At 45.0% G+C, this 20,131-nt stretch carries 19 protein-coding genes; 10 read left to right on the top strand and 9 right to left on the bottom strand.

What is annotated here, in order from left to right; all coding sequences use genetic code 11:
* Nucleotides 1-55: 55 nt before the first annotated feature.
* Nucleotides 56-1,048, top strand: a complete 993-nt coding sequence (locus AC4MRV_RS16830) for an alpha/beta fold hydrolase (RefSeq protein ID WP_491188482.1) — start codon at nt 56-58, stop codon at nt 1,046-1,048.
* 110 nt (nt 1,049-1,158) lie between these two features.
* Nucleotides 1,159-1,986 carry a Cof-type HAD-IIB family hydrolase gene (locus AC4MRV_RS16825; RefSeq protein WP_491188481.1) on the top strand — a complete coding sequence of 276 codons (828 nt, stop codon included), beginning with the start codon at nt 1,159-1,161 and terminating at the stop codon, nt 1,984-1,986.
* Between the two features lie 38 nt (nt 1,987-2,024).
* Here the strand turns inward: AC4MRV_RS16825 and AC4MRV_RS16820 are convergent, their stop codons facing one another.
* Nucleotides 2,025-2,504 (bottom strand): EVE domain-containing protein, encoded by a 480-nt coding sequence (locus tag AC4MRV_RS16820; RefSeq protein WP_491188480.1) that lies wholly within the window; start codon nt 2,502-2,504, stop codon nt 2,025-2,027.
* A gap of 38 nt (nt 2,505-2,542) precedes the next feature.
* Here AC4MRV_RS16820 and AC4MRV_RS16815 point away from each other — a divergent pair, with 38 nt between their 5' ends.
* Nucleotides 2,543-4,075 carry a COG3650 family protein gene (locus tag AC4MRV_RS16815; RefSeq protein ID WP_491188479.1) on the top strand — a complete coding sequence of 511 codons (1,533 nt, stop codon included), beginning with the start codon at nt 2,543-2,545 and terminating at the stop codon, nt 4,073-4,075.
* Entirely contained in the window at nt 4,076-4,681 is a 606-nt protein-coding gene (locus AC4MRV_RS16810; RefSeq protein WP_491188478.1) for a tRNA-uridine aminocarboxypropyltransferase, read from the top strand.
* Here the strand turns inward: AC4MRV_RS16810 and AC4MRV_RS16805 are convergent.
* From AC4MRV_RS16805 to lptM, 7 genes are all read right to left on the bottom strand, one after another.
* Entirely contained in the window at nt 4,678-7,155 is a 2,478-nt protein-coding gene (locus AC4MRV_RS16805; RefSeq protein WP_491188477.1) for a bifunctional diguanylate cyclase/phosphodiesterase, read from the bottom strand. The two genes, AC4MRV_RS16810 and AC4MRV_RS16805, sit on opposite strands and share 4 nt — an antisense overlap.
* Before the next feature lie 97 nt (nt 7,156-7,252).
* Nucleotides 7,253-7,975, bottom strand: a complete 723-nt coding sequence (gene yigB / locus AC4MRV_RS16800; protein WP_491188476.1) for a 5-amino-6-(5-phospho-D-ribitylamino)uracil phosphatase YigB — start codon at nt 7,973-7,975, stop codon at nt 7,253-7,255.
* Complete coding sequence (xerC, locus tag AC4MRV_RS16795; protein WP_491188475.1) at nt 7,972-8,904, bottom strand: tyrosine recombinase XerC; 933 nt, start codon at nt 8,902-8,904, stop codon at nt 7,972-7,974. The genes yigB and xerC overlap by 4 nt, the downstream gene beginning before the upstream one ends.
* A complete protein-coding gene (locus tag AC4MRV_RS16790; RefSeq protein ID WP_491188474.1) occupies nt 8,876-9,580 on the bottom strand; it encodes a DUF484 family protein in 705 nt (234 codons plus the stop codon). Before AC4MRV_RS16790 ends, xerC begins: the two co-directional genes overlap by 29 nt.
* A 24-nt stretch (nt 9,581-9,604) precedes the next feature.
* Nucleotides 9,605-10,435 (bottom strand): diaminopimelate epimerase, encoded by an 831-nt coding sequence (gene dapF / locus AC4MRV_RS16785; RefSeq protein WP_491188473.1) that lies wholly within the window; start codon nt 10,433-10,435, stop codon nt 9,605-9,607.
* Nucleotides 10,436-10,445: 10 nt separating this feature from the next.
* Nucleotides 10,446-11,699 carry a diaminopimelate decarboxylase gene (gene lysA / locus AC4MRV_RS16780; protein WP_491188472.1) on the bottom strand — a complete coding sequence of 418 codons (1,254 nt, stop codon included), beginning with the start codon at nt 11,697-11,699 and terminating at the stop codon, nt 10,446-10,448.
* Nucleotides 11,700-11,737: 38 nt separating this feature from the next.
* Nucleotides 11,738-11,854, bottom strand: a complete 117-nt coding sequence (gene lptM, locus AC4MRV_RS16775) for an LPS translocon maturation chaperone LptM (protein WP_409350866.1) — start codon at nt 11,852-11,854, stop codon at nt 11,738-11,740.
* Nucleotides 11,855-11,929: 75 nt separating this feature from the next.
* Here lptM and cyaY point away from each other — a divergent pair, with 75 nt between their 5' ends.
* The gene (cyaY, locus tag AC4MRV_RS16770; RefSeq protein ID WP_491188471.1) at nt 11,930-12,244 is read left to right on the top strand and encodes an iron donor protein CyaY; all 315 of its coding nucleotides are present in this window, start codon (nt 11,930-11,932) and stop codon (nt 12,242-12,244) included.
* Between the two features lie 45 nt (nt 12,245-12,289).
* On the opposite strand, the gene AC4MRV_RS16765 is transcribed toward cyaY, so the two are convergent.
* Nucleotides 12,290-14,818, bottom strand: coding sequence for a class I adenylate cyclase (locus AC4MRV_RS16765; RefSeq protein ID WP_491188470.1), 2,529 nt, complete (start codon nt 14,816-14,818; stop codon nt 12,290-12,292).
* A 336-nt stretch (nt 14,819-15,154) separates the two neighbouring features.
* On the opposite strand from AC4MRV_RS16765, the gene hemC reads away from it, so the two are divergent.
* The 5 genes from hemC (at nt 15,155) to AC4MRV_RS16740 (ending at nt 19,700) form a co-directional block, all read left to right on the top strand.
* Nucleotides 15,155-16,093: a hydroxymethylbilane synthase gene (gene hemC, locus AC4MRV_RS16760; protein ID WP_491188469.1), complete on the top strand. Its 939-nt coding sequence runs from the start codon at nt 15,155-15,157 to the stop codon at nt 16,091-16,093.
* 5 nt (nt 16,094-16,098) lie between these two features.
* Nucleotides 16,099-16,842: a uroporphyrinogen-III synthase gene (locus AC4MRV_RS16755; protein ID WP_491188468.1), complete on the top strand. Its 744-nt coding sequence runs from the start codon at nt 16,099-16,101 to the stop codon at nt 16,840-16,842.
* A gap of 3 nt (nt 16,843-16,845) precedes the next feature.
* Nucleotides 16,846-18,051 (top strand): uroporphyrinogen-III C-methyltransferase, encoded by a 1,206-nt coding sequence (locus tag AC4MRV_RS16750; protein ID WP_491188467.1) that lies wholly within the window; start codon nt 16,846-16,848, stop codon nt 18,049-18,051.
* Entirely contained in the window at nt 18,051-19,238 is a 1,188-nt protein-coding gene (locus AC4MRV_RS16745) for a heme biosynthesis protein HemY (RefSeq protein ID WP_491188466.1), read from the top strand. The genes AC4MRV_RS16750 and AC4MRV_RS16745 overlap by 1 nt, the downstream gene beginning before the upstream one ends.
* Before the next feature lie 126 nt (nt 19,239-19,364).
* Entirely contained in the window at nt 19,365-19,700 is a 336-nt protein-coding gene (locus AC4MRV_RS16740; protein ID WP_491188465.1) for a c-type cytochrome, read from the top strand.
* The last annotated feature ends 431 nt before the right edge of the window (nt 19,701-20,131 follow it).

The raw sequence follows: 20,131 nt of genomic DNA, 5'->3' as shown, positions 1-20,131 counted from the left end.
GCCGCACATAATCTAGCGTTGTTACTACCAAAACTCTTTCAGGCTTACAAAATCCATGAATATGTCGAGTTCCAGCATTACTGCTTCTTATACTCAAGAGTCGAATTTTGAGCAAGCAATCAATGGTCGAATTGCTGCGCTATGGCACTCCAGAGAGGAAGGGATAGTCAAATCTTTTGATAAAACCCAACTTTTTTGGGTCAAGATGACCAAGCCGGAGCATCGTAAAGCGATCGTCGTCGTCAATGGTCGTATCGAATGTACATGGAAATACCAAGAGTTGTTTTACGACCTTTTTCAGCAAGGTTACGATATCTATTCTTATGACCACCGAGGCCAAGGCTACTCCGATCGTCTGATCGACGATAAAGAGATGGGCTATGTCCACGAGTTTGAAGACTATGTAAAAGATTTGCACCAAATGGTGGCGCACTTTGATCTGGCTGATTATCAGTCGTGTTATCTACTCGGCCATTCTATGGGCGGTAATATCGTCACTCGCTACATACAAACCTATCCAGAACATCCATTTAATGCTGTCGCGCTCAGTGCGCCAATGTTCGGCGTTAACTTACCTATCCACCTAAAGCCAATCGCAACAATATTGGGACAAATCCTGACTGCCATATACCCAAAACCAACCTTTGCTCCAGGGCAAGCGGCTTACTTTCCAAAACCTTTTGAAGGCAACTTACTTAGCCAAAGTGACGTCCGCTATCACTGGTTTAGAGCTCTATACGAACAAAAGCCAGAGATAAAAATCGGTGGTGCAAGTACTCGCTGGGTTTGGCAAGGTTTGATGGCCTCAAAGCAATGCATTTTAATGACGCGTCATATCAAGGTTCCACTGCTTCTACTGCAAGCAAGCGAAGACAAAATTGTCTCTAACCAAGATCAAATCCGCTTTATGAAGAAGCTCGCGAAAACTAGCCCTCAGTGTGCGATGAAAATTGTCTACGGATCCCGCCATGAAGTGTTGTTCGAGAAAGATGAATATCGTAACGATGCACTCGATACCGTACTGGCATTCTTCAACCAATACCCGTAAAAATAGGAAAAGTAAGAGGGTGATCTTTACCCTCTTTTTCCCCTTTCTGTTCAAGTAAAATACACCTTCAGCCCAAATGTGGGCCGCCAAACGCTGTTAACGAGGGTGATATGACCGAAACACGCAAAGAAATTCCTTTTCAAATCGTCGCATCAGATTTAGACGGAACGCTACTAGCTCCAAACCACCAGCTTAGTGACTTCTCTAAGCAAACACTCAAAGAGCTGCACCAAAAAGGATTCACTTTTATCTTTGCTACTGGTCGCCACCACGTAGACGTTGCTGGAATTCGTGAAATCGCTGGGATCCCTGCTTATATGATCACATCCAACGGTGCTCGAGTGCATGACCAAAACGATCAACTCATGTACAGCCAAAATGTGCCTGAAGAATTGGTACAGTCAGTGATCGATGTGATCAGACAAGATCCAGAGATTTTTATCCACATGTACCAAAATGACGACTGGTTGCTGGATCGCGAAGATGAGATGCTAGCCAAATTCCATAGTGAATCTGGCTTTGCCTATAAGCGCTTTAGTGCGGAAAGCGCACCAAGAGATGGCATTGCTAAAATTTTCTTCACCCACCCAAATCAGGACCACGACCACTTAGTTGTTTTCGAGAATAAGTTGCGTGAAGCATTTGGTGAACAACTTAACATCGCTTTTTCAACACCATGGTGCCTAGAAGTCATGGCTGCAGATGTGTCTAAAGGTGAAGCCCTCAAAGCGGTGGCTGAATCTCGTGGTTTAACGCTAGACAACTGCATCGCATTTGGTGATGGCATGAATGATGTTGAAATGCTGTCGATGGCAGGTAAAGGCCTGGTAATGGGCACCTCTCACCACAAAGTGATGGACGCGCTACCAAATAATGATGTGATAGGCAGTAATGCCGAGGATGCAGTGGCTCGTTACCTTAAAGATCATCTCATCTAACAGAGTAATAAAGGCTGTCAGTGGCAGCCTTTTCAATTTTAGTTTCCTGATCTTTGACTGGGCAGTTTCTCTTTATCCAAAATAGCCAACCACTCTTGCTCCGTGACTGGCATAATTGAAAGTCGATTTCCCCGCTTAACCAAAGGCATGTTTGCCAACTCTGGCATCGCTTTCATCACAGTTAACGGAATCAAGCGTTCAGTCTTACGAACAAACTCAATGTCCACCATCATCCAGCGAGGGTTATCGGGAGTCGACTTGGGATCGTAGTAATCACTCTCAGCATCAAAAGCAAAATGGTCCGGATAAGCCTCTTTAACGACTCTCGCGATTCCTGCCACTCCAACCTTCTTGCAAGAGGAATGGTAAATCAGTACCAAGTCCCCCTCTTTTACTTCGTCACGCATCATGTTTCGCGCCTGATAGTTGCGCACGCCTTCCCAACAAGAGGTCTTTTGTGTGCGAAGAGTGTCAATAGAGAAGGTGTCTGGTTCAGTTTTAAATAGCCAATATGCCATAATAACTTCCGAGTAATTTTGTATGAGGAAGATATAGCATGAAGGCGTTGCAAAACCCAGTTGCACTGGCAACTTTACTGGCTCTCCAGGCCTGTTCTATGAGTCCATCAACAACGGAGACTGCCACTACACCTACCGCAACGCTTGCCGATCCAGCTTCTGTTAAGCCACAGACGTTCGTTATGCGGGGCCAAGTGGTACTTGGGCACGAAGTCAGCTCAATCACGCCTTGTGGCAGCCAACAACAATATTGGCTCGATCTTCCTCGTGACCGTTTTCAGCAAGGACTTTCGCTGGTTCGAGCGCCTTATGAGCCACTATATGGAGAAGTGATTGGCCATATGGCACCTGCAGGTGAAGATGGATTTGCATCTGACTACCCGGCTCGCTTTGTCGTCGACCAAGTTAACCTACTGAGCGCCGAAAACCCAAATCGCTGTGATTTACCATTAAAAGCGACTTACGCGTTTGGTGTAGAGCCATCATGGTCTGTGAAGTTCGATCAAGGGGATCTAACCTTCAATCAAATTGGTATGGCACCTCAATCACTTGCCATCACGTCGAGTCGGTTAGAACTTGATCGCCGCCGCTATACATTCGAACGTGGTTCATTGGAACTCAAGCAACAAAGCTGTGTTGATGGCATGAGTGATAGCCTCTACGGCTGGACTTCAACCTTTACTATTGATAATAAAACTTATCAGGGCTGCGCCACGCTTTCCAACCAAGATGCAACGCAAGATTGGGCAGCGACCTATCAGGCTCAAGCAACCAAAGGTAGCCCATTTACCGTAACCCTACGCTTAAATCCCGATCATACCGCTTCGACTGTTTACAGCTACCCAAGTGGTGAATCCGATACTGTTGAGAAGGGATACTGGCAACAGCTATCACCGAAGCAAGTTCAAGTGGTTAGTACTCACTTACAGGGCCAACCTTTATTATCAGAGCGACTCTATTTACGCGATGGTTACCAGCTCTCAACCGAGCAAGAAAAAGTGGGCTCTGTGGTGTACGACATCACAAATGGCGGGCTAACCTTATTCAAATCAAAACCAATATCCAGCCAAGCATCAGCGGTAAGTGAACCTTCGTTATCGGCAAATAAGATTCCGTCAAGTGATCAATTCAATCCAGCTGTCGACAAAGCTCTGCGTGAGTACTTCAAACAACACAAAACCGATCCAACGGGCACACGCTATCGCTGGCTCACTTACGATCTCAATGGGGATGGCGACAAAGAATTGCTGGTGCAATTAGATTGGTGTGGCTCTGGTGGTTGTACTCTTTTGATGTTCGAGAGCCACCAGCAAGCATGGCGCTTCAACAGCCGTATTACTTTAGTCCAAACACCAATCAACTTAGGTAAACAAGCGAACCACCAATGGCATGATCTCGTATTGTTTGTGAGTGGCGGCGGAGCGGTTCCTAACCAACATATATTAAAGTACGACGGGATAAGCTACCCACTCAATCCAAGTACTGCACCTATTGCCAACTATGATGAGATTAGCCAAGTTCAACTATTTTCTGATGGCTTAACCCCCTTTCAAGGTGGGGTAACGCTGTAAATGGTAGTAAATGGACCATGTGATAAGTGTGGGTTGCGTCATAACTGCGTATGTCACCTGATACCAAAACTCTCGATTAACGCTCATATCGCGCTACTGATGCATGAGAACGAGTTAACACGCGAGACAAATACTGGCCAATGGCTACTGAGATCGTTACCAAGTAGTAGCCAGCATATATGGCAACGTAAGTCACCTTGCCCTGAACTCATAGCGCTCCTGCAAGATGATCATTACCTACCTGTACTGCTTTTTCCTAGCGATGAAAGTATTTCGGTCAATGAAGTAAAACAACGATCCGCCCAACAAGGAAAAACACCCTTATTTATCATTCTTGATGGAACGTGGCAGGAAGCGAAGAAAATGCTGCGAAAAAGCCCGTGGCTTTCGGGCATTCCTTTAGCGCATATAACCCCATCTCAGGCATCGGTATACCAATTAAGGCGGAACCAATCTGAAGGTCACTTATGCACCTTGGAAGTGGCGTCTGAAGTAGTGCGGGAATTGGGAGAGGATGCTCAAGCAAATAGCCTGACCCACTTCCTAACTCACTTCATGGAGATATTCCAAGCGGATAAAAGCGGTCACCCTTATCAACGCAGCTAGAACAAACGGGTCGGCTCTGCCAAGTAAAAACCTTGTAGGTAGTCGACACCCAAATCCTCAGCAATCTGACACACTTGCTGATTGTGGACAAACTCAGCAACGGTTTTCGCGTTGAGTACCTGACACAACTGAACCAACTGACCTGTTATTTGGCGCTGTTTGTTATCGATATCAATGGTTTTGATAAGGCTACCATCGAGTTTAATCACATCAGGCTCCAAACGAATAATCTCGTCAATGTTGGAGTAGCCAGATCCGAAATCATCGACCAAAATCCTGACGCCCATTCGCTTAAAGTGACCACAAACTTCCGCCATCCGACCAAAGTCTTTTATTTGCTCAGACTCAAGGACCTCTATGCCTAAACGGCTGGGATCGTTGAGTTTTCTCACTGCCTGTTCGAGGATACTTAATGTCCGGTCGCTCAACATATCTTGTGGTGATAAGTTAATTGAAAATGACTCCGTTTTATCCGCCATATAATCAAGTGTCGAAGTCATCATGTATCGGCTTAGCCGAGTGTAAAGATGTGTGCCTTCAATAATCGGCAGAAAACGTCCTGGCGCAATGATCTCACCATCATCCTCGATACGAACCAAACACTCTTGCGACAACTGCTCGCGACTGTGTGCCGCAAAGATTGGCTGACTATAGGTAATGATTCGTTGATTCAAAATTGCCCGACTTACACTCCCCATCAAGCTTAATCTGTCTTTATGCTCTTCCATTGTGGTATCGCAATCGCGCGCATTCATAAAATGAGTATTGCGCACTTTCCCTTGACGTCGTGCATCAATGGCCTTTAACAAAAGCTCATCTCCGCTGACATTAGGAAAATCGGCGACACTAGCAATACCACCAATAATAGACACCGAGAGGTAATCAACTTCTGGTAAACCATAAGGTTCAAAGTTAATGTGTTCAATGTGATCCGCAAACTGAGAAAACTCTTGTTTAATCAGGTCACTCGACTGCTGCGAGTGAAACACGATCGCCCACTCCGCCGTACCAATGTAGTACAAGCTTTTAATCAAGACAGAGCCGTGGCGATTAGACAAGCGATCGACAAAGTGGTCACTCAGATCTCGAATCAACTCATCAGCGACCTGGTAACCATACTTTTCATTGACTTGGTGAAAGTTAGATAGCTTAAGCGTGATCACGTGTTCATCAGGATCAACCGTTTTTAACGCTTCTTGTAAGGCGATACGATTTTTCAGGCCAGTTCGCTTATCCACTCGATAACTGTTGATCAGTTTTTCCGTCTGCTTTGCCAGCTTTTGTTCCATCTCAATCCGCGTTTCATCGAGCTCATCGATTGAATAGCGAATCAGGTGAAAAAGAGGAGATATTGGAAATGACTCTGTCTCTTCAGACAAAGTCAGCGGTTTTCTGTTTGGGTCTTCACTCAAGGCTAAATACGTCATGCTATGGTGCAAGACGTCTTGCTGCTTATCTTTGAACAGCTCCCCCATGCAGTAAGAGCCATTACAAGATTCAAACTTATCGAAGGGTTTGATTTCACTCATCCCTTCGATGAATTCAAGTCGAGACTCACAATTGTAAATAAATATGGCTTGGGGATTAAACTGCGCTAAATGACGAACATCGTGCCTTACCTGCTCCAGTGTTAATGAGGGGTGGTTGTAACACATTTGCAGTTCATCCCCGAGCTCAACAGGCTTGTCAAATTCAATGCTCCCATCTGGATAGATCGCAGTCGGGATACAGATTTGCTGATTACTCAGTTGCAGAGGAAAGCTCAACATCTGCTCTAAACTGAGATCTCGCCCATCCGCTAAACGGTCTCGATAGACAAGATGCGCAGGCTGATGGTTAATACTATGCAAAATCGTGCCAGTCGCGCTGGTTACGCACAGTGGACTTCCAATCGTATTCCATTCAGAAAACGCACTGCGCCAAGCTTGTAAAACGTCGCTATGCAGCGCCACACAGACTGCGGCTTTATGAAAGGTATGTACACCATGCAATAACCACTCTTTGCGTCCATCCACCGACGCAGCCAACCCACCACTGATCGGCACATCACAGCAATTGCCGAGCGCTTGGTAAAGGTTATAGTCCCAACTATTCGTTACATGAGCAAAGCTGATGATCGCTTTTGAGTTATCACTGAGTTCAAGTTTCTTTATCAGCGCTTGAGCGTCTTGTTCAGGTTCATCATTCAGTTCGATCGAAGCAGAAGAGAAATAAGTATGATCAAATTGAGCAACGCATATTAACGTGCCGCCGTGATGAATTTGGCTTTCGAAAATGACATGTCGAGTGCTGTGACCAATGACTTCACACTCAGGTAGCTGCTGCTTGATATACGCCGCATATCGTGACGCGATTGTTGCAGGTTGAGTAGACAGTATTTGTACTAAATTCGAACTACCTTTCCCTGACGGCAGTTGATTGATAAACGTCATCAATTGCTGGTTGTCAAAAACCAGCGCGGAATAAGTGCGCATTTTATTAGCCTAAGACGTTGATATAATAAGATCTCTTCTAAACATAACCTAATCTAAGTCTCCCCAGATGGAAAGCGATTATTTTGTAAGAGGGTGCTTATCTCTCACTCAAAAGTAGTAAATCTTGTAATCGTTTCACTTCAACATCCGGTAAAATTGACGCGCGCGAGTGCTGGCGAATGTTTTTCGACTGGTCGTTGAACCAACAGGCTGATAAACCACTACTTTTAGCACCAAATACATCAGAAACTAAATGATCGCCCACATGAAGAATTGAGGAGCGCGGCAAGTTAAGTAACCGTACCGCTTTATCAAATAACTGTGGATGAGGTTTGGCATAACCATCTGGTCCCGCTTTGAACACATTAGAAAAGTAAGGTGCTAAACCAATCTTCTCAACATTCACATTACCATTTGTAATCGCGATAAGTGGCATTACATTGGCCAGTTGCATTAAGACCTGGTGAGCGGATTCAGGGACGGTAAAATCGCTACGATAAATAAGGACTTGTTCTATGAGATCAGAGGCGGCAGAATTTGCTTGTGCTTGGCTGTAACCGAGCTCGATTAGCCCACTAAAAACCTGCTCAAATCGCCACGCCGTAACATCATTTTTTAACCACTCGTTCGCAGCCAAGACCTGGCGTTTTTTGTCTCTCCACCACTCATTGCTGCGCGTCGCTGAAATAGGGTGATAACTGTGCAACCACTGGGTCGCCTTCTCCTCTAACTGAAGGATAATCGGACGGTTGTCATAAAGGGTGTCATCCAAATCGAATGTCATCGCCTTAATTGGCCCAAGCCGGCGATAGAATATCATTCTTTGTTGCTCCGTTTTCTCGCTCGCGGATGGGCTTGATCGTAAACTTCAGCCAGATGCTGAAAATCTAAGTGAGTATAGATTTGCGTCGTCGAAATGTTTTCATGACCAAGCAATTCTTGCACCGCACGTAAGTTGTTACTCGACTCCAGCACATGAGTCGCGAACGAGTGACGAAGTTTGTGTGGACTAATGTGACTCGCCACAGCTTGTTTTTGCCCCCACTCGGCCATGCGCTTTTGCACGTTACGATGAGATATACGCACGCCAAGCTTGGAGACAAATAGTGCAGGCTCGTCAGGGTTCGCCAAATGGCCACGAACTTTGAGCCATTTACCCACCCATTCTGCTGCCATACCAGAAAAAGGGACTTTACGCTCTTTGTCACCCTTACCTACAACACGAATTTCACCGGACGAGAAACTGACGTCTTTGATATTGATACTGACGAGTTCTGCCAAACGTAATCCCGCACCATACATCATTTCCATCATAGCGCGATCGCGAACCGACAACGGGTCATCCTCGTTAACTTCGAGTAATTGACCCACTTCATCCACATCGAGGTTTTTCGGCAATGGCCGCTTCTTACGTGGTGCTGACACACCTTTGGCGGGATTGGCGCTCATTTCTCCACGCAAAATCAAAAAGTCAAAAAAACTACGCAATGACGACAAGCGGGTAGCCAAACTGCTGGCTTTCATACCATCCCGCATCCCTTTACTCGCCAGTTGCCTGACCCATGCAGAATCGACCTGAGACCAATCTTTCAGTCCAAGTTGAACTAAGTGCTGAGCCATGGTTTCAAGTTGTTGTTTGTAATTGCGTTGAGTGTGAAGGCTAAGCCCCTTTTCACTTCTAAGATATTCGTAGAAGCGCTCAAGAGGCTTTTGTAGACCGTTAGGCAGAGGTATTGCTGATTCGCTCATCTTGTTCACATTGCCATGGAAGAGACTCAATTAAATGAGAAAGAACCAATGCTAAATGGCGTAAGAAAAGGGTATCCATATGAGGTTGGAAATGCCCCCCATCGGTACTTGAAAATGCTAATACGCCTTGAAGCGACTTTCTCTTTAATGGTAGCACGACATACGAGCCCATCTCAGGAGCGCGATGGTTCTCACCAAACAGTAACTCACGATCGGCTTTACGCATACGGCCTAGATAGGCCTCTTTCCCGTTTAAGTGGTTAGTCGCAAAGCGCTGATAAGACTCCTTCGCTAACGAGTAATATCCAGAGTCCGATTCCAACAAACGAACGTACGCGACTAAGCCAAGTGACTTTGCCATCTCTTCAATCGCTTTCACGACAGAAAGTAGAGAATCACACTTCAAGATTTGCTCCTGTAACGCCATAAACTCATGAAAAGTTTGATCGTTACTTTTGGCAAGCGACATCAGAGTGGTGATCTCTTCTTCTAGCTCTTCGATACGTTGACGCTGACGATTCAATTGCACATGAACAAGAGATACTGTGCCTTGCTCCTGATGTGGCAGTGCGAGGCGATCCACCAGCTCTCGGCGACTAAGAAAAAAGTCAGGGTTGTCACGTAAGTATTCAGCGATGACTTCTTCCGTCAAAGCATCCGCTTCAATTTGAGACACGTCGATTCCTTGATTCAGTATAATTTAGCAGCTCAGCTGCCCATCAAATACATGGGTCGCGGGCCCAGTCATAAACAACGGGGAGCCTGGACCTTTCCAGCTGATTTTCAAATCGCCACCAGGTAGGTGAACTGTGACATGCTCGTCTAACAAGCCTTGCACGATACCTACCGCTACGGCACCACATGCACCGCTACCGCACGCCTGCGTTTCTCCCGCTCCACGCTCGTAAACACGCAAGTTAACTTCACTACGACTAATAACCTGCATAAAGCCAGCATTGACACGTTCTGGAAAACGCTCATGTGACTCAAGTAGTGGACCTAAAGTCTCCACATCAGCGGTCGCTACATCATCAACAACCGTCACCACATGCGGATTACCCATACTCACAGCCCCACAGAAAAGCGTTTTATCTTCCGCACGCAGAATGTACGTCTTCTCGGTTTGCTTAGCTTTAAAGGGAATCTTGTTTGGCTCGAATTCAGGCTCGCCCATATTGACGGTGATCTGATCATCCTCTTCAATATTCAGCACCATTTTGCCTTTTTTGGTACTCACGCTAACGCTGTATTTGTTTGTTAGCCCTTTCATACGGACAAAGCGAGCGAAACAACGAGCGCCATTACCACACTGCTCAACTTCACTGCCATCTGCATTGAAAATACGATAGTGAAAATCGGTTTCAGGATCGTAGGGAGCTTCCACGACAAGCAGTTGATCGAAACCAACTCCGGTATGACGATCCGCCAAACGACGGATCAAATCGGGAGAGAAAAAAATGTTTTGGGTAATACAATCTACGACCATAAAGTCGTTACCCAAACCATGCATTTTAGAAAAATGGAAATGCATACAGGTCCAATTACTCCGGAAGAATGTTTTCTAGTGCCCACAAGCTGGACAGCTCTTCACGTTGACGCACTAAATGAGACTGATCACCATCAACCATCACTTCTGCCGCACGCACGCGAGTGTTGTAGTTTGAAGACATCACAAAGCCGTAAGCGCCAGCAGAGCGTACAGCCAGTAGATCATTTTCCTCTAAAACTAGGCTGCGGTCTTTACCCAAGAAGTCACCAGTCTCACAAATTGGGCCAACTAAATCATACTCTTTTGCTTCTCCCTGACGAGGAGATACTGGCACAATGTCTTGCCATGCTTGATACAATGCAGGACGCATTAAGTCATTCATCGCCGCATCAATGATGGCAAAGTTTTTGTGTTCGGTGTGTTTCAAGAATTCTACTTTGGTCAACAGAATGCCCGCATTCGCAGCGATAGCTCGGCCAGGTTCAAAGATCAATTCAAGGTGCTTGTGGTTATCAAGACGGCTTAATAATGCTTTCGCGTAGTCTGATGGTTCTGGTGGCATCTCATCACGGTAAACCACTCCTAAACCACCACCAACATCAAGGTGCTCAATGTTGATGCCCTGTTCTTTCAAATCATCAATCAGAGCAAGCAAGCGATCAGTTGCATCAATAAAAGGTGCGATATCTGTCAGCTGCGAGCCGATATGACAATCAATGCCTTTAACATCTAGATTCTCTAAGCTAGCGGCAAACTGATATACCGCAGGTGCGCGGTCAAATGCGATGCCAAACTTGTTATCACGAAGGCCTGTAGAAATATAAGGGTGCGTATTCGCATCGACATCAGGATTGATACGGAGAGAAATAGGAGCTTTAACACCTAGCTGACCAGCCACTTTATTCAAGCGTTCAAGTTCAGGCTCAGATTCAACGTTAAAGCACTTAATACCCAGTTCAAGCGCACGCTGCATCTCTTGCTCGGTTTTACCAACCCCAGAGAAAACTACCTTACTCGCATCACCACCCGCAGCTATCACGCGCTCAAGTTCACCACCAGAGACAATATCGAAACCTGAACCAATACGAGCAAGTGCATTTAACACGCCCAGGTTTGAGTTCGCTTTCACCGCATAACACACAAGGTGAGGGTGTTCGCCAACCGATTTATCAAAAGCGTTCCAATGGCGCTCCAGCGTTGCTCGAGAATATACGTATAGTGGTGTTCCGTACTGCTGAGCCAAATCAGACAATGCGACGTTCTCGGCCCAGAGTTGGCCATCATCCTGATAGTTGAAGTAATCCAAAGTGCTTTCCCTTATATTCTGATATTACTTAGTAATTTTTATGAAGACTGTTCATTTTGAGGCGCTTCATCTGGCATGTACAACGAACCAGTTTGACCACAACCAGCCAAACCCAGTACAGAGACGATAAACAGCGCTAAGATTGATTTTTTCATCGGTTCTATCGTGATTATTTCATCAATGCCCCCTATAATCGCACCACACTCAGGAAAAGCAATAGGATAGATAAGATGAACGATACTGAATTTCATCAGTTGGTGGATGTAAAAATGCAAATCATCGAAGAAATGATTGATGATTCAGGTGCGGACATCGATTACGAAACCTCTGGCAACGTAATGACGCTAGAGTTTGAAGATCGTAGTCAGATTATCATCAACCGCCAAGAACCAATGAAAGAGATCTGGTTGGCTTCTAAATCAGGTGGTTTCCACTTTTCTCTGCAAGATGAACAATGGGTCTGTTCGAAAACGGGTTTGGAACTGATTGCTATGGTTAAGCAAGAATGTGAAAAGCACTGCGCTGAAGAGATCGAGTGGCCATAAAGCCAACGCGACAAATAAAAAAGGCCATCATTTCGATGGCCTTTTTTATGCGTTTACAATTCTATTTGGCTTGGGACAACCTGCGCTATCGCTACGATACGGCACGATATAAGCGTCACCCTCTTCAGGGTGAACAATTTGATAATACTGCGGCAAGTTAAAATTAATAAACTTAGAAGCTACCTGGCTTTCATCTTGGACTGACGTGTAGAAGCTATTGACGCTGGCGATCATTTCATCTTTCTCACCACGGAACTGGTGATACACTTCGACTCGGTTCGATTCATCCAGTACATAGATATTGAAGCCCTGCTCATTATCTTCAAAAAAGAACTGAATCAAACCTTCACTTGCAAAACCGTCAACAATCTCAGGTAAATGGTAGTCTTGCTCTTTATCGAGCATTAATAAAGGTGAACCCTTCAGTTTGTTGGTAGAGATACTGCGATAAAAATCCACCGAGTTCTCTAGCATTTGTACCGATACACCACGACGCTCGAAGAACAAGCCATAGGTTTGCTGACCGATTCGTAGCGCTTTAAAACGGCGGCGTTTCTCTTGCTCTACGGGCTTCAAGCGCAAGTCGATACACTCAGCAAGAAGTTGATACACCATATTACGCATCACACCACGTAAATTTTTGCTGTAGCAGAACACATCCACCGATTCCGGTGGCAACGCATCTTGATGCATTTTGCCTAGCACCGTTTTAAGTGCGTCGAGCATCGCCGTCTCCCCCTTGAAGTGCAAAGTTCGCACCTCTTGCCAGGAGTTTCGATACACTAAATCAACACTACCAACTAAACACTTTTGCTCAGGTCCGAAGCTGAAAATATCCATGTTCTTGGGATCGAGTTTCAGAGATTTACCACTAAGTTCGGCCGTTGGATCATCTTCAAAGTTGATGAACATGGCAAGCTGGCTAATTTCACATGGACTCGCTAGCGCTTGCATCGTTGGGCGACGTTTGCGCAATGAGAAAGTATTCCGTAAATCACTCACCATCTGATAGAACTTATCGATGTCTAAATGAGCATCGCGTACTACAGAATGTAAACGTGTTGATTCAGTGATCATGCCATTGAAAAACGACCAAGCGACTAACTTACTCAGGTACTCATTATGCTCAAGCGGGGAATGACCAATAATACGATGTGGTGTTAATGGCTGCTTGTACAAGTACCAACCTTGCTTATTGGTGCGCCCAGGACGCACTTCAATAAAGGTTAAATCTGGCTCATGTAAATCAGGTGAGATTTGCGGATTCAGTAAGGTTATTTTACCTGGCAAGACTTCAAAAGCCGCATAGAGCTTACGAGCAAGAATACTGATATCTTGAGGACTAATTGCCGACGTAATGTCATTACGACGAGCAAATTGAATCAGGTTACGGTAGCTTTGCATCAACGCATCTAACAAAGCGTGATGTACCACTTTAACTTGTTCAACTTTCCAATTACGGCGGTCATCTAATTCGCGAACAACACTTTCATCCCAGCCCCACTTATTGACCATGTCGCGGAGCGCTTCACGACGCCAAGCTACAGAGCCAACACTCGGTTCTCGAGACAACTTCTCATGTGTTTTTAGATAGAAGCAACGGCGGACCAAATCCAAACGAGTGTCATCACCAATACGTTCAAGGTAACGAGTAACCTTTTCTAGCATCAAGTAGTACGCATCCATGCCATAGAGATCTGGCTCATGGGCAAAGAAACGACGCTTAGTATCTAAACTTAATAGTTGAGTATTCGGGTACTCCCACGAATACGCTTCCAACAAAATGGCTTTAAGCACTGACTTATAAGGAGAGTCGATACTCTTGTAGAGTTGCCATAGGTTAGAGCCAAAGTACTCTTCAGCAGGGATGCGATTCAATTTACCGAAATCGATCCATTGAGAGCAATCAATGTAACCCTTGTTACAGAGATCATGAACGTAATCGTCATAACACTCCTCCATCTCTGGAGGGACGATTTGCCAAAGTAGACGCATTCCAGCAAGGCGGACAGCACTACGATAAAATTCATCCAGTAACAGTAAATGTTGCGAAGAGCCACAGTTGTCGCCGGTCATTTCTTCGGAGTGATTGGAACGAAAACGCTCCTCATCCATCAAAAAGAAATTCGCTTCGACGCCTTGAGTTTGTGCCCAATCAGTAATTAGCAAACACTTATTGGTCAAAGACTCTCGCTCATCCTTACCCATTTCAGGAGAAACACACACCCAAATATCTAAGTCACTAGATGTACTTTGGCCGATAGACGAAGTACTACCCATAGTGTAGAGACCTAAGATGGCGGGCACATCAGTGGTCGACAATGACTGACCAATAGTCAGTTCAGTATCCTCAACGAACTGACGCTGAATATCATTGAACTCAAATTGGCAAATACCAAAAGGAACTTTGTCGTCGTAGTAGCCGGGAATAACAGGATGATTGAAGTGTAATAAGGTAGGAATAAGGTGGAATACACGCTGACTTTGCAAGTCCATAAGAGCCAGCGCACGCTCAGTACGTTGCTGGTTTAGGTTATCAAGTCTTTGAACTAACGTTTTCGTGTAAGCCTGCAAGGGAAAGTCCTTGGTTATCTACCTATCGAGTGCCTTGACTAAAAATCGCTCTAAAGCACCGTTGAAATGTGATCAATCTAACACTTTTATTCGTATTGGTAAAGAATTGTACGATCGATTCGACATTATAATCCGTCATAAGCTTCTGAGGCATTAGTGTGGTACGGAACCTAAATTAATTATAATAACCAATCATACAAACGAGACATTTATCACACTCTTTTGATGATTTTCTGCTAGCCAAGCTACCAATCATCATCCTCACGAGATTGCAGTAATACTTTTCAACTTACAGTGGTACGATTAGGCATTATTTGGAACCACTAGCAGAACATCATGACTCAATCTTCTCCAATTCGTATTGCTACTCGCAAAAGCCCACTCGCATTGTGGCAAGCATACTTTGTAAAAGACGCCTTACAAGCCGCTCACCCTGGCCTAGAAGTAGAGCTGGTGACCATGGTAACCAAAGGTGACATTATTTTGGATACTCCTTTAGCCAAAGTCGGTGGCAAGGGCTTGTTCGTGAAAGAACTCGAAGTCGCTATGCTAGAAGGCCGAGCTGATTTGGCGGTACACTCAATGAAAGATGTCCCTGTCGACTTCCCTGAAGGTCTTGGTCTAGTCACCATTTGTGAACGAGAAGATCCGCGTGATGCGTTCGTATCAAATACCTATAACAACATTGATGAACTGCCTCAAGGAGCGGTGGTCGGTACCTGTAGCTTGCGTCGCCAATGTCAGATTAAAGAGTACCGCCCAGATCTTGTTATCAAAGAGCTCCGCGGTAACGTAGGCACTCGCTTGGGTAAGCTTGACGCCGGCGAGTATGACGCAATCATCTTAGCGGCGGCTGGTTTGAAGCGTCTAGAGCTTGAAGAGCGTATCCGTAGCTTTATCGAGCCAGAGCAGTCACTCCCTGCAGTAGGACAAGGAGCTGTAGGTATTGAATGTCGCTTAGACGATGAACGCCTTATCAAACTGCTTGAGCCTCTTAACCATCAGGACACAGCCGATCGCGTTTTGTGTGAACGGGCAATGAACTTGACCCTGGAAGGCGGATGTCAGGTTCCTATTGGCAGCTACGCATTACTGGATGGCGATGAGATTTGGCTACGAGCATTAGTTGGCGAGCCAGATGGCTCTGAGATAGTTCGTGGTGAAATCAAAGGCCCACGAGCAGAAGCGGAAGCCCTAGGGGTAACTCTTGCTAACCAGCTGCTAGATAAAGGTGCTCGTGAAATTCTAACCAAGCTCTACGCTGATCACGAGTAATCGATATGGCAGTTTTGGTCACCCGACCTGGTGAGCAGGGCCACGCCTTATGCCAACAGCTTAACGATGCAGGGATCAATGCCCTGCATCACCCTCTCATTACTATCCAGCCAGGTAGTGAACTTTCTACTTTACATAAGCACTTAGCTGATTGCGAAATAGTCATCGCCGTTAGCCAACACGCGGTTAACTACAGCCAGCAATTCCTTCAATATCAGAACCAAGTGTGGCCAGATCGCGTCACTTACCATGCCGTTGGTCAAAAAACTGCACATGTTTTAAGCAAAGTCACCCAACAAAAAGTACACTACCCAGAGATTGGCGACAGTGAACACTTGCTGCAACTGGATACGCTAACCAGAGTTAAAGATAAAAAAATCGTGATTCTACGAGGCAATGGTGGACGCGAGCTCATATATGACACACTCATCACTCGTGGTGCCACGGTAGAATACGTTGAAACTTATAAGCGAGAAAACATAGCTTTCCGCTCAGATTTACTGGTTCCAATCTGGCAAGATAAACAAATTACACAGTTAGTCATCACCAGTTCAGGTCAGCTGGAGTATTTTGTTGCTCAACTTTCGGCTTCCGACATGGTGTGGCTCAAAACACTGCAGCTCTATGTGCCCAGTAAACGGATTGTACAAGAAGCACTGAAGTTAGGATTCGAAAAGGTTATCAATACCTATAGTGCTTCAAATAAAGACTTGTTGGCTACTCTCCAGTCAACAGCAACAGGACAATAAACAATGACAAGCAAAAATAAAAACGATCACATTGAACCTGAGAAAGAAAATAACTCGACTAATGAGGAAGTAGGTCAAAAGGAACAAGCCGACACTACAGATTCATCCTCTACAGTCAAACAAGAGAGCACGTCTCAACACTCCGAACCTAACACCGAGCAACCTGTATTTGAAGAGAAGCAAGGTAAGCGCGGCGTTAAATTGGGTACTGTTGCCATTATCCTCTCCCTGTTATTTGGCGGTGGTTTAACCTTCCAAATGCAGCAACAAAACGCCCAATACCAAGCACAAATTAACGCTCTGCAAACTCAACTGGCGCAAACCCAAACATCCGTTGAACAAGATCTCAACGCAACAAAAAAAGCCGCTATCGACAAAGCGACCGAAATTACTCATCGCGCTGAAACGGTTCTAGAACAACAACAGAAAAGCATCGAAAGCCTACAACTTGCTATCGCTGACGTAAAAGGTCGCAGGCCAAATGACTGGCTACTGGCTGAAGCCGATTATTTAGTAAAGCTAGCAGGACGAAAGCTCTTTCTTGAGCACGATGCAGTCAGTGCAACAAAACTGATGGAGAGTGCGGACCAACGAATTGCAGCACTTAACGATCCAAGCTTAGTACCTCTACGCAAAGCAATGGCCAATGACATTACTAAGTTAAAAACAGTTCCATTAATTGATCGTGAGGGCCTAGTTTTACGCTTAACCTCTCTACAGCAACAAGTTGATAAGCTGCCTCTAGCCAATGCACTACTGCCAGAAGCTCAGCAAGTAGAGCAGCGCAAAGTTTCTGAAGATATCTACGATTGGCAAGATAATCTCATGACATCACTGAAAGACTTTTCAGAGAACTTCATTACTTTCCGCACTCGTGATGGTAACGTCATTCCGCTACTTTCACCTCAGCAGCACTTCTACCTAAAAGAGAACATCAAAGCGAAATTAGAAACAGCGATTAAAGCCGTATACGTTGAGCAACAAGAGATCTACTCAACCGCTTTAACAACTGCAGATAAATGGTCTAGTGCATTCTTTAATCAAGAGGCAAATAACGTCATCGAGTTTAACAAAGCTCTAGAAAGCTTGAGCAAACAAAATGTCCAAGTGGAATATCCGGTTAAGCTGGAAACTCAGCAACAGCTTTCTGATGTTATTCGTGACCGCCTCCGCCGTGAGGTAACTACCCTAATCACGGAGGAAAAATAATGTTCCGTATCATTTTTCTCTTCGTTGTATTGGGAGCTGGCCTGTTTGCCGGCACTCAATACGCAGGCCAGCAAGGTTATGTGCTGATCTCGATTGCGAACAAAACCATTGAGATGAGTGTGACGACTCTCGTCATATTTGTCATCGCTGCGCTAGCAGCTCTATTCGCGTTAGAGTTTTTTATTAAAAAAGCACTCTATGCAAGCTCTGCAACATGGAATTACTTCAGCGTTCGTAAGATGCGTCGCTCTCGTCGTTACACTAACGAAGGAATCATCAAACTCTTAGAAGGCGATTTCAAGCAGGCAGAAAAGAAAGTTACCCGTTGGGCGAATCACCACGACATGCCACTATTGTGTTATCTAGTTGCGTCCGAAGCTGCACAAGGCCTGGGTGAAACTGAAAAGCGTGATCGTTATCTAGAGCTTGCTTCCCAACAAGAAAATGCGCAACTAGCAGTCGAATTAACTCGTGCTAGGCAGCAAATCAGAGAAGCAAACTACTCTGCTGCCTTCGATACGCTGTCTACATTGAAAGGAAGCTATCCAAATAACGCGGTGGTTTTAAACCTATTAAAACAAGTCTATGTGGAACTTAAACTATGGCAACCATTATTAGATCTGCTCCCTAAACTTATTAAACACAATATTGTGTCTAAAGAAGATCAAGAGCCACTGATTCAACGTGCTCAATGTGGTTTGCTACAGGAAATTGCTTCGCAAAAAGGCAGCGAAGGTTTGGTTGCACACTGGAATGGATTACCGCGAAAAGTGAAATCTGATAACCATCTGATTGAATGTTTTGCTAAGCAGTTAATCTCCAGACAAGCAGATAATGAAGCCTTTACATTAATCAAAGAGACGCTGAAAAAGCACCCTAACTCAACACTGTACTCTCTGCTACCTGAGTTGAAACTCTCGGACAACCATCCAGTTGTAACCTTCTTAGAAAGTGTACTGCGAAAAGATGGCAATAATGCAGAGGCCAACAGTGCTATTGCACAATTCTACCTGCGTGAAGAAAAGTGGTCTGAGGCTCAAGCCCACTTTGAAAAGGCATTGTCTGTGCGTTCTAACGTTTCAGATTACGGTTACCTATCTGATTCATTAGAGAAACAGAACTTAACCAAAGCGGCTCATGAAGTATCTAAGAAAGCCCTCACTTTAGTTAAGCAGCCGGCAGCTTAAACCCACTACTTAAACGAAAGCCACCTCATCATAGGTGGCTTTTTTATATCTAACAATTCTGTTCATCTATCATTAATAGTGTACGCCATATCATTAAGTCATCTACTGCTACTGAGACTTAATCTTATGAAAAAGCTAGCTCTTATCCCTATTATCTCGCTTTCTATAATATCTTTCGCCCAAGCAAACACTACTAACCTAGAAAAAGGCGAAGCCAACTATATGATGCTATGTATGTCTTGCCATGGTGAGAAAGGGCATGGTGACGGTATTGCAGGAAAAGCTCTTTCAGAAAAGCCATCTAACATAAACGATAGCCTCAATTCATGGTTTGAGAGTGAGGCAGAGTTGATCGATACGGTACTGAATGGAAATGAAGGCATGCCTGCCTGGAAGTCGGTACTAACGGAAGATGACGTGAAAGATATCTTCGCATATGTGAAAAAGGTTAATACCCCGTAGTTATAGCTGTTACATAAAGCGTATATCTCACCATTACAAACGAATCCAGCCTCAAGCAGGGTTCTTTCTGTTGAGCCAGGAAGCTGCCCAATCTGAGCCTATATAAGACTCTATTGATAAAGATACCCTGTGAAACCATAGGCCATCAACATAGTAATTAGGGATCAAACTCAAGCCTGAGAAATAGGGATGAGTAAACACTCAAGATCTGAGCATTAGTTTGAAGAGACGCCTATAAGAAGCAGAATTTTGCTAACCCTAGAAACGACAAAAGCCTAGTCGTAAGACTAGGCTTTCTAAGAAGTGGCGGAGTGGCTGGGCTAGCATTCCAGCGGGACTCTTTCGACCGAAGGGCGAACACAATAGTCCAAAAGTAAAAAAGCCCTGCTATTTCTAGCAGGGCTTTCAAAGAAGTGGCGGAGTGGACGGGA

The organism is Vibrio sp. (assembly GCF_984391705.1).
Note: the sequence above shows the minus strand (reverse complement) of the source record. Positions and strands in the feature narration are given on the sequence as shown.